Genomic DNA, 10193 nt, shown 5'->3' with positions numbered 1-10193 from the left:
CACGCCACTTCGCGAGCTGGCACGCATGCAGGCACAGCGCCACTTCATCGAGCGCGCCTTCGAGAATGCGAAAGGTTGCTGTGGGATGGCCGACTACCAGGTACGCAAGTGGCGGGCTTGGTACAACCACATGGCGCTCGTCTGCGTTGCACTACTCTTTCTCGTCAAGGAGCGGCGGCAACACTCACCCTACGCCGAGTTACTGTCCTGTGCCGATGTCGTCGACATGCTCGTGGCGCAGCTCCCGGTGAAGATTCACGGTCGCGAAGACCTCGTGCGAATCATCGCCGAGCGTCATGCACGGCGACAAAGCGCCCGCGACAGCGCCTACCGAAGGCAGCCGCCAGCACCCAAAAATGCCATTAGAATCTGTTAATGTAGAATTAAAGAAGTCTGCCCAAACAAGTGATTGGAGTGGTCTGGGCGGAAGCTGACGTTCCGTATCGCGACCAGCCGCTTTTCGCTTTTTTTTCGATTTTTGAAGGAGTTTGTGATGAACCGAATAATTCTATCTGCAGGGCTAGCCTTTGGCCTGGCTTTCACTGCCATACCCGCGAGCGCCGTCGTCTATTGCAAGACCGTCGGCGTACCGAAAGGTTGTGTGGCTCGGCCCACGGCTGCTGTCGTTCGGCCCGCCGCGGCTGTGGCTCCGAACGTAAGTGCAACCAATCGGAACGGCGGAGTGAACCGCGCCGGTGTTCGGCGCTAGATAGTGGGTGAAGTGCGTTTGTATAGTGAGTAGTTGGCTAGACTCACACTCATCATCGAAGGCCTTCTTGCAGCCAGTCTTGGTCAAGGCTTCGATCTGAAGGTCAAGGTTCTGATCCTGCGTCGAGACGCGGGCGTAGCCGATCAACATGGCACGTCAGCCTCTCCACTGCAATGGCAACATTGTTCGCGCTAGCGTAGTCCATGATCGCCGAGTCCGGGGCGTCCTTCGCCCCGAGCGTTGACCAGTGAGCCGCCTCGAAGCCGACGCCAGCCAATACGCTCACCCAGCGCGGCGACCGGTTCATATCGACGATCAGCTTCATGCACCGACCAGAATGACCTCACGTTCTTCGGATCGCCATGCGGCATAGCGAAGCGCCTGCATGATGTCCTCGCGTTCAAGTTAGAAAATATGCTTTCAGAATTATTTGTGAGGACCTTAACGCCTTGATTCTGTGTGTCACATGGGGGTGAGTGTGATCAGTCGATTTGACTGCGGGCGCTGATGATTGATCAAGGGGCCGGGCGCAGGGATACTCCTGAAGGGATCAGCGATATACCTCTTGCGTGTGCAGAATTTCACGGCGCGGCGAGAGTCGAACCGCTATTCTCGTGCCAGGGGATTGATCCTTCGTCAGGCTGCGGCATGAGGAAGGCGGGGGGCGTCTTCTGGTGCCGGGCATCCCGCTGCGGCGCAGCAGCCGTCTGACCGTACGCCTGGCAGCGCCGGAGCCGAATGGCGGTTTTACTTGAGTCCTGTTGAGGAGAGCGAATGTGTCTTCCGATTTCGTAGCGGCGATCGACCTGGGTTCGAACAGTTTTCACATGATCGTCGCCCGCATCAGTAATGGGCATGTGCAGATTCTCGACCGTTTGCGCGAGATGGTTCAGCTTGCTGCCGGTCTGGACAGACACAACCGGCTATCCGCCGAATCGCAACAGCGGGCGCTGGATTGCCTGGCGCGGTTCGGTCAGCGACTGCGGCACATTCCGGCGGCACGCCTGCGCATCGTTGGTACCAACACCCTGCGGCAGGCACGCAACAGCGCCGAATTCGTCGCCCGCGCGGAACAACTCCTCGGCCACCGGGTAGAGATTGTCAGCGGCCAGGAAGAGGCGCGGCTGATCTATCTGGGCGTCGCCCACAGCGTCGGCGACGTCGCCGGTCAGCGCCTGGTCGTCGATATTGGGGGCGGCAGCACGGAACTGATCATCGGCGAACAGTTCGACCCGCTGCACCTGGCGAGCCTGCGCATGGGTTGCGTCAGCCTGACCCGTGCCTGCTTCGCCGATGGTCGTGTCACTGCGGCACGCCTGCGCGATGCCGAACTGCTCGTCCAACTGAACCTCGAACCCGTTCGCGAAGAGTATCTGGTGCGCGGTTTGGAGACGGTCACCGGCGCTTCCGGATCGATCAAGGCCATTCAGGATGTGATCATCAGCGAAGGCTGGAGTCGTGAGGGAATCACGCTCGAAGGATTGCGGCGGCTGCGTATGGCTTTGCTCGAAGTGCGCGACAGTGCGGGAGTGGCACGTCGTTGGCAACTGGAGCCGGCGCGTGCGCGCGTCTTCGTGGGCGGTTTCGTGGTCTTGCATGGGCTATGTGAGGCGCTTGGTGTTGCCCGGATGGAGGTTTCGGAAGGCGCGCTGCGTGAAGGCCTGATCTATGATCTTCTCGGCCGCATCCGCCATGAAGACGTCCGTGACCGTACCATTGCCGACGTCATTCGGCGCTTCGATCTGGATGAAACGCAGGCGGAGCGCGTGAGCGCGTCTGCGCTCGAGCTGCTGCGGCAGGTTCGCACACCATGGAAGTTGGCTGGGAGGGAAGCACGGAGCGTTCTCGAACGAGCGGCCCGCCTGCACGAGATTGGTTTGCTGCTGACCCATGACCAGTACCACAAGCACGGCGCCTATGTCCTGCAACATTCCGAGTTGCCGGGCTACTCGCGTAACGACCAGCAGTTGCTGGCTGCGCTGGTCAGGCGCCACCGCCGCTCATTCCCCGCCGACGCCTTTGCCGATCTGCCCAGGGACTGGGCGCGCCCTGCCCGTCGCCTGTGCGCCCTGCTGCGCCTGGCAGTGGTGCTGCATCGCGGTCGCAGCAACGAGCCGCTGCCAGCGATCAGTCTGCGCGTGGAGGGGCAGCGAATGTTCCTGTCCTTTCCGCCAGCCTGGCTGGTCGAGCATCCGCTGACCCGTGCCGACCTGCAGATGGAAGCCCGCGTGCTCCGCAAGGCCGGCTTCGAATTGCGGATTGGCAGCGCCACCCTTGCTGCGACGCCGACGAGCTCAAGATCCTCGTCAGAACCCTCGCCATGAGCGCCCGCTGCGCGCTGACTCAGCTACCTACCCTGCGCGTGCCAGCGTACCGATCGCCTCATCCATGCCATGCGCTTCCTGCTCCGGGCGAGGGCCACTACGGCTTTCGCCGGAGATGACGTCGCTTCTTCGATCGCCGGCCATATCGCTGATGCGTCGCCGGTGCTGGATGCTTGCGCTGCTGCCGCTGCTCATAGCGCTGATCTTCCTTTTCGCCGCCAGCGATCCGGCGCCAATGGTCAGCCGCGACGAAACGATCTCGCCAACATCGATTGCCGAGGCCAGGCGGCTGTTGGTCAGCAACGATCCGCGCCGGCTTCGGCGTGGCGATGAACGAACGGTTGTCATTCCCTCGGCATTGATTGACACCGCCATCAACCATTTTGCGAGCCGCAGCCTGGGGGGGCGCGGCACCTTCGTCCTGAGCGATGATACTGCCGAAATCCAGCTGACCATCCGCGCCCCCGGAATCCCTGGACCCCGCTATTGCAATCTGCGCGCAGTATTTCAGGAAGCGGAGGGCGAACCGCATATCGTTGCCGCATCGATGGGCTCCCTCCCGATCCCGTCTGCTCTGGCCGAATGGCTGATCGCCTCGGCGATCAGCATCGCCGGCTTTTCGGAGGAGTGGAAAATTGCCCGGCAGGCCATCCGGCGCCTGGCCTTCGAGCCCGCTCGCGACAGTGTCGAGCTGACCTACGTTTGGGAACCGCACCTGCTCGACCGTGCCAGGTCGATGGCGTTCACGCCGCAGGACCTCGTTCACATGCACGCTGCCCAGAAGGCTCTGGCGGGCCTTCTCGACCACTACGCTGCACGCGCTCGCGTTCCCTTGAGCCAAATCCTGGCTCCGCTGCTGGCACCCGCAAGCGACCAGACCCTCTCGGCGAATCGCGCGGCACTGCTGGTTCTGGCAAGCTATCTGGCGGAAAAGAACCTGGCGATGCTGTTGCCGGAAGCAAAAGGGTGGCCGCGTGCGCGCCGGGTGAAACTGACTCTGCTCGGCCGTGAGGACAGCGCTCAGCATTTCGGAATTTCGGCTGCCCTGGCTGCCTGGGCCGGCGAGCCGGCAGCGAATGCGATCGGTGTATACAAGGAAATTGACGACTCCCGGGGAGGTAGCGGTTTTTCGTTTGCCGATCTGGCGGCAGATCGTGCAGGAACACGCTTTGGCGAGCTTGTGGTCGACGACTATCCGCGCCTGTACAAGGTGCTACGCGGGAGCGTGACTGACGCGGACCTGCTCCCCTCTCTCGCCGGGCTCCCCGAGTACCTGTCGGAAGCCGAGTTCAAGCGCCGCTTTAGCGACCTGAATATCTATGCGCAACAAACGGACGAGATCGAGCGCCGCCTGGCCATGCTGCCTCTGTATCGCTGACTGAACTGCCGCGCTGCCCCGCTTCGGGGCTGTCGCAAGGCGCTCGGAGTCTCGGAGTCGATCCACGCCCCTTGCCGCTCCTGCTCAGCGCGGCCGGCGGCTGGCAATGCAGAACCAGGCATAGGCAGTCAATTGTATTCCGAGCAGGATCAGAAAAGCGCTGCGGTGAGCCAGGGCCGGACTCTGCCCCTGCTGTTGCAGCAGGTCGATCAGCAGACCGAGTCCCCATTGCACCCCGAAGGCGCCAATGAAAACCATCAGGTTCAAGGCAGTATTGACGCGACCCGAGAGCGCTACCGGGAAACCGGCCGCCGCCTGCGAATAGACCAGGGTGCCAAAGCTCGAGAAAGTGCCGTAGGCGATCCAGAGCAGGTGCGTTTGGGAAAGCGCCTCGGTGGCGATCAGGGCGAGCATCAGCAAGGAAAGGCCGAGTCCGGCAGCGAGCAGCATCACCGGCTGGATGCCACGCCGGGCCAGACCGGTCGCCAGCAGGCCAATCAGGATGTAGGCGGTCAACATGGCGACGCTCATGCCGGCCATGTGGTCGGCGGCGGCTGCGCGGCTGTAGCCGTTCACCTGCATCAGCCAGGAAATCGACCACAAGCTTTGCACGGCCATGAAGCCACCGGTCAGCGTCAGGCCGAGGGGCACGAAACGCCAGAAGTGTGCGCTGCCGAACACCGCCTTGACGCCGGCGAACTGGGCAGCAAGGGGTTCAGGTTTGCTCTGGTTGTGCTGTTCCGGAACGCTGAAGAACAGCCAGATGGCGACGGCGAGAGTCAGGCCGGCCAAGGCGAGGAAGATCTCACGCCAGCCGGAAACCTGCAGGGCAATTTCAAGCGGCGCCGTGGCCGCCAGTGCCCCAAGGCCGCCCGAAGTCATGATCCAGCCGGTCAGCGAAGCCTGTCGAGAGGGCGGAAACCACAGGGAAAACGCCTTGAACGCGGCCATCAGGCATGCCGAAACGCCGAGTCCGATCAGACCGCGGCCGATCGCCAGTTCAGCAATACTCTGACCGAGGGCAAAAGCCGTGGCGCCAGCGGCGGCAATCAACAACAGCCCGGATTCGACACGGCGCGCGCCAAAACGGTCGAGAAGCATGCCGAGCGGCAGTTGTGCGGCAGCGAAAGAGAGGAAGTAGGCGCTCGTCAGCAGGCCCAGTCCACCCGCGTCAAGGGTGAGTTCCTGCGTCAGTACCGGACCGATGACCGCATTGGCCGTCCGGTAGAGATACGAAAGAAAGTAGGCGCCTGCGAAGGGCAGGAACAGCTTCAGCCACAGCATGCTAGAGATCCTGCGTAGATCCTCGTCAGCCTGCCGGCAAACCACTGGACGGTCGCCACCTCAACGCTCGTTCCAGAGCCAGGCGGCACCACGCACGCCTGAGGAATCGCCATGCACGTTGCGCAACAGGCGTGTGTGCACCATATCGGAAAAGACATGCATGGCCCACAGTGCCGGAACCGTGCGGTAGAGGCGATCGATGTTCGACAGACCGCCGCCGAGCACGATCACGTCCGGGTCGATGATGTTGACCACCTGCGCGAGTGCCTTGGCCAGGCGCCGTTCGTAGCGACCGAGCGTGGCATCACTGGCGGGGTCCCCGGCACTGGCACGCGCCGCGATTTCTTCCGCTGCCAGCAATTGCCCGCCATGACGCAGGTGGTCAGCGCAGATTCCCGGACCCGAGAGCCAGGTTTCGATGCAACCGTAGCGCCCACAGTAACACTGTGGCGGCATCAGGTTTTCCTCTTCGAGCCGCGGCAGCGGATTATGACCCCATTCGCCGGCAATGCGATTGGCACCAGTGAGTACGCGCTGGTGAACGACAATGCCGCCGCCCACACCGGTCCCGAGGATGACCCCGAAAACAACTTCGGCGCCATGTCCGGCACCATCGATGGCCTCCGAGAGGGTGAAACAGTTGGCATCGTTGGCCAGGCGGATCTCGCGTTGCAGGCGATCTTCCAGGTCTTGCCGCAGCGTTTTGCCGATCAGGCAGGTGGAATTGGCATTCTTGATTCTGCCGTCAAGCGCGGACTCGGCGCCGGGGATGCCCACGCCGACACGACTATCCCTTTGCGCATGTTCGCTTTCGACCGCTTCAACCATTTCCGCAACTGCTTCGACGGTCCCTTGGTAATCGCCCTGCGGCGTTGCTCGGCGTCGACGTAGCAGCATGCGACCCGACTCATCGAGAGCCATCAGTTCGATCTTTGTGCCGCCGAGGTCGATGCCAATACGTAACATATTATTTATTAACAAATTCGGCTATAGCCATAATCGAATGGCTACGCAATTGGCTACACGTCTGGCGTTGATGAACGTTCATAGCGTTAGCGGGCTGATCGTAACACCAATGAAGGAATGAGCATGGTTGATCGACGGAGATTCTTGATCGGACTCGGCGCCGGTGTTGCGAGCCTGAGACTTTCAGCCTTCGCGTCTCCTGCCCCCTCATGCAAGATCATCGGTATCGGCGCAACTGGCTGCAACCTTGCCGTTGCGTTACGGGAGAGCAATATTCTGGATCGAGCGGGCGCGCTGCTGAGCTCTGTTTGCGTCGACCTTGGCTCGCTCACGTTGTACTTTGTCGAAGGTACCAACGATGCCGATCCTGCGTTGACACCGATCAAGACGTTGATGCGCGCACCGTTCCGTGCTGGCGGACGAGTCAACGCCGCACGCGCAGCCTGTTTGCGCCATCGGGCCACCTGGACGGAACTGCTCAGCGGTTCCGACATGGTCGTTCTTGTCGCCGGACTTGGCGGTGGAACGGGCAGCGGCCTTTCGCCGATCATGGCCCGGTTAGCGCGTGCTGCCGGGGCGGTGACGGTTGCCGCCGTGGTAACGCCCTTCTCACCATATCGCGAGTAGTCTGCAATCGGTCATTTCCCGGCCAAACACTCCGAAGAGCCGCGCAGGTTCCACTTTCGCCTCTGACCGCCTAAGCGTATGATGTACAAAATACTGCACATCTTGTGCGGTTCAGGAGGCCATCATGGGTATTTCAGCAAGCGACGTTATCCCCCTCTCGCACGCCCGAGCGAACTTCTCCGAACTGGCTGAAGAGGTCAAAGGCGGTGCCGAGAAGATCATCACCAAGAATGGTGAGAGCTACATCGCGCTGATTGATGCGCAGCGGCTGGACTACTACCACCAGCTTGAGCGCGAACGCATCCATCTGCTACTGATCGACGAGGCCGGTAAAGGACTCGACGACGTTGCCGCTGGCAAAGTGAAGGACGCCCGCAGTGTGATCCAGTCCATCAAGCGCCGCCGCAGCGCCTGAGTTACGGCGGGGTCTGCTTGTGGCAAGAAAACCTGTCGTCAAATTCACCGCAAATTTCGAGCGCAACCTCGAAGGCATCGAACTTTTCCTGACCGAAGTGGAAGCGCCGCAGGCCTTCGATGGCTTGCTGGATGAACTGCTCGAAACGGTGATTCCGAACATTGAGCGCTTCCCCGAAATCGGTAGGCCATTCTTGGCCCGGCAGCCGCGCTCGGTTGAGGCCACCAATGCTCAGGCAGCGCTTCGCGCAAAGTTGTCGGCGCTGACGCCAGACACGGATGCCTTGCGCGAATATGTGATCAAAGATTACCTGCTGCTCTACGCGCCGCTTGGCGGAACAATTTACCTCCTCGCCATCAGGCATCAGCGACAACTTTCGTTCGACTTTGAAGGTAACTGGGGATGATAGACCAACGCCATAGTACTATCTGGATTTTGACCACGGATTCAGGTGAATGATATGGCTAATGAAAACTCTGTTGTGGCCTGGCTAGACGTTTGCCTTCAAGGCTTGGTCGGGATGATGAGCTCGCGATCATGACCCTGAGAAACCCGTGGCCGGGCGACGACGGCCGGAGCGATCGCCGGCCACCCGCATCAATACCTGGCGCACTGCTGCCTCATCGCGTGTCTCCAGCGCCACGCCGAGCTGCCCAATCAGCCCGCTCAGCACCTCCGCATCGAGACCAGGCTCGTCGCCTTTCATGATTTTGGGGTGCAAGGTGCCCTCGGCGTTACTGCTGGCGATGAGCAGCTCCTCGTAGAGTTTTTCGCCGGGACGCAGACCGGTGATGGCAATCTCGATGTCGCCTTCGGGGTTGTCGTCATCACGCACCGAATGGCCAGCCAGCCGGATCATGTTGTGAGCCAGATCGAAGATTTTGACCGGCTCGCCCATGTCAAGCAGGAAGACCTCACCGCCAAGCGCCAGGCTGCCGGCCTGGATGACCAGTTCCACGGCTTCATGAATCGACATGAAATAGCGCGTCACTTCGGCGTGCGTGACGGTCACCGGACCGCCCTGGGCAATCTGGTCCTTGAACAGCGGAATCACCGAGCCGCTGGAACCCAGGACGTTGCCGAAACGTACCGCACAGAATTGCTGACCGCTGCCTTGCGTGCTGGCCTGCCGGGCGATGCCCTGGACGACCAGCTCTGCCCAGCGTTTGCTGGCCCCCATGATGTTGGTTGGGCGGACGGCCTTGTCGGTCGAAATCAGCACAAAAGTTTGTACGCCGGCAGCAAATGCCGCCTGCGCCAGGGTCAAGGTGCCGAGCACGTTGTTGCGGGCACCTTCGAAGGGATTTGCCTCGACCAGCGGTACATGCTTGTAAGCGGCGGCATGGTAAATGGTTTGCACTCGATGCTCGGCCAGCAGCCCCGACACGAGTGCGGCATCGCCGACCGATCCCAGGCTGGCGATGATCCTGCAATCCGCGATGGAACGTAGCAGGCGGTCGATCTGGTACAGGGCATGCTCGCTCGTTTCCAGCAGAACCATCCGGGCCGGGGCGAGAGCGGCGATCTGCAGACACAGCTCCGAGCCGATCGAGCCTCCGGCACCAGTCACCAGCACACTCTTGCCGGTGATGCAACGACCGAGCAGGCTTGGATCGGCGCCGACCGGGTCGCGGCCCAGCAGGTCGCCAATATCCACTTCGCGAACCATGTTCACCAGGTGCCGCCCCGCGGCAATGTCGGTCAGTGCAGGAAGAATGCGTACCCGTACCGGATGCTCCTCAAGAAACGACACGACCTCACGCCGCCGGGCACTGGAGGCAGAAGGCAGGGTAACGATCACATCGCGAATATCGAAACGCTCGATCAGTGCCGGCAGGTGCTCGGGTGGATACACCCGCAGACCGCCCATGTCCTTGCCTTGCAGGGTGGCATCGTCATCCAGGAATCCGGCGGGGAAGAGATCCCGCCCACGTCGCAGTGATGCGGCCAGTTGCCGACCGGCTTCGCCAGCACCGTAGATCAGCACCTGTCGGCCGGAAAAACGATTGCGCAGCGGAAACCAGAGCAACCAGCGTGCGGAAAACCGTGAACCACCGACCAGCACCATGCCAATCAGCCAGTACAACAGCGGCACTGCCCGGGGTACGCCTTCGAGTCCGGTCATCTGGGTCATGAACGCCAGCACCGCCCACGACAGCGCTGCCAGCGACATCCCCTTGAACACCGACCACAGCGCTTGTTCGCCCAGGTAGCGAATCACCGAGCGATACAACCCCATCTTGAGGAAGACGGGCATCGCCAGCAGTGGTGCGACGGCCATCAATACCAGTTGTGAACGGTTGGGGACGAACCATTCGCCCAAACGCAAGGCATACGACGCCCATACAGCGAATATCAGCAGCACCGCATCGGCAAGCAGCATCAAACCCTGTTTGCCCTGGCGTGGCAAGAGTATCAGCGCGCTCGAAATATGCTCGGGAACGAGTCTATGCATCATTCATCCTGACTGGCTGCGAAGGCCAGGACGGT

Annotated in this window: 10 protein-coding genes and 3 pseudogenes; 6 read left to right on the top strand and 7 right to left on the bottom strand. The window is 61.4% G+C overall.

All coding sequences use genetic code 11. The features are described from left to right. Positions 1-376, top strand: a pseudogene (locus E4Q08_RS11425) (IS701 family transposase); the annotation flags it as partial. Positions 377-742: 366 nt separating this feature from the next. Here E4Q08_RS11425 and E4Q08_RS11415 read toward each other — a convergent pair. The 3 genes and pseudogenes from E4Q08_RS11415 to E4Q08_RS26380 form a co-directional block, all read right to left on the bottom strand. Continuing rightward, a pseudogene (locus E4Q08_RS11415) lies at positions 743-859 on the bottom strand (recombinase family protein); the annotation flags it as partial. Next, the gene (locus E4Q08_RS26120) at positions 813-1034 is read right to left on the bottom strand and encodes a DUF5615 family PIN-like protein (RefSeq protein ID WP_169070480.1); all 222 of its coding nucleotides are present in this window, start codon (positions 1032-1034) and stop codon (positions 813-815) included. The pseudogene E4Q08_RS11415 and the gene E4Q08_RS26120, both read right to left, overlap by 47 nt. Beyond that, a pseudogene (locus E4Q08_RS26380) lies at positions 1031-1114 on the bottom strand (DUF433 domain-containing protein); the annotation flags it as partial. The gene E4Q08_RS26120 and the pseudogene E4Q08_RS26380, both read right to left, overlap by 4 nt. A gap of 371 nt (positions 1115-1485) precedes the next feature. Between E4Q08_RS26380 and E4Q08_RS11405 the strand changes: the two are divergent. Further along, positions 1486-3033 (top strand): Ppx/GppA phosphatase family protein, encoded by a 1548-nt coding sequence (locus tag E4Q08_RS11405; RefSeq protein ID WP_308240113.1) that lies wholly within the window; start codon positions 1486-1488, stop codon positions 3031-3033. A gap of 27 nt (positions 3034-3060) precedes the next feature. On the opposite strand, the gene E4Q08_RS11400 is transcribed toward E4Q08_RS11405, so the two are convergent. Then, positions 3061-3336, bottom strand: a complete 276-nt coding sequence (locus E4Q08_RS11400; protein WP_169070478.1) for a hypothetical protein — start codon at positions 3334-3336, stop codon at positions 3061-3063. On the opposite strand from E4Q08_RS11400, the gene E4Q08_RS11395 reads away from it, so the two are divergent. Beyond that, positions 3326-4411, top strand: a complete 1086-nt coding sequence (locus tag E4Q08_RS11395) for a YfiM family lipoprotein (protein ID WP_169070477.1) — start codon at positions 3326-3328, stop codon at positions 4409-4411. The two genes, E4Q08_RS11400 and E4Q08_RS11395, sit on opposite strands and share 11 nt — an antisense overlap. A gap of 84 nt (positions 4412-4495) precedes the next feature. Here E4Q08_RS11395 and E4Q08_RS11390 read toward each other — a convergent pair whose 3' ends face one another. Both E4Q08_RS11390 and E4Q08_RS11385 read right to left on the bottom strand, forming a co-directional pair. Next, entirely contained in the window at positions 4496-5695 is a 1200-nt protein-coding gene (locus E4Q08_RS11390) for an MFS transporter (RefSeq protein ID WP_169070476.1), read from the bottom strand. Positions 5696-5755: 60 nt separating this feature from the next. Then, a complete protein-coding gene (locus E4Q08_RS11385; RefSeq protein WP_169070475.1) occupies positions 5756-6661 on the bottom strand; it encodes an ROK family protein in 906 nt (301 codons plus the stop codon). A 144-nt stretch (positions 6662-6805) separates the two neighbouring features. On the opposite strand from E4Q08_RS11385, the gene E4Q08_RS11380 reads away from it, so the two are divergent. The 3 genes from E4Q08_RS11380 to E4Q08_RS11370 all read left to right on the top strand — a co-directional run bounded on the left by E4Q08_RS11380 (position 6806) and on the right by E4Q08_RS11370 (position 8109). Beyond that, positions 6806-7288, top strand: coding sequence for a hypothetical protein (locus E4Q08_RS11380; protein ID WP_169070474.1), 483 nt, complete (start codon positions 6806-6808; stop codon positions 7286-7288). Positions 7289-7412: 124 nt separating this feature from the next. Further along, entirely contained in the window at positions 7413-7703 is a 291-nt protein-coding gene (locus tag E4Q08_RS11375) for a type II toxin-antitoxin system Phd/YefM family antitoxin (protein WP_169070473.1), read from the top strand. A gap of 19 nt (positions 7704-7722) precedes the next feature. After that, a complete protein-coding gene (locus E4Q08_RS11370; RefSeq protein WP_169070472.1) occupies positions 7723-8109 on the top strand; it encodes a type II toxin-antitoxin system RelE/ParE family toxin in 387 nt (128 codons plus the stop codon). Between the two features lie 129 nt (positions 8110-8238). On the opposite strand, the gene E4Q08_RS11365 is transcribed toward E4Q08_RS11370, so the two are convergent. Further along, on the bottom strand, positions 8239-10161 hold the full coding sequence (locus E4Q08_RS11365) for a polysaccharide biosynthesis protein (RefSeq protein WP_248594850.1): 1923 nt from the start codon (positions 10159-10161) through the stop codon (positions 8239-8241). Positions 10162-10193 lie beyond the last annotated feature (32 nt).

This window comes from Candidatus Accumulibacter contiguus (assembly GCF_012940005.1).
GTDB classification, from domain to species: domain Bacteria; phylum Pseudomonadota; class Gammaproteobacteria; order Burkholderiales; family Rhodocyclaceae; genus Accumulibacter; species Accumulibacter contiguus.
This window is presented reverse-complemented; position numbering and strand designations above follow the sequence as displayed.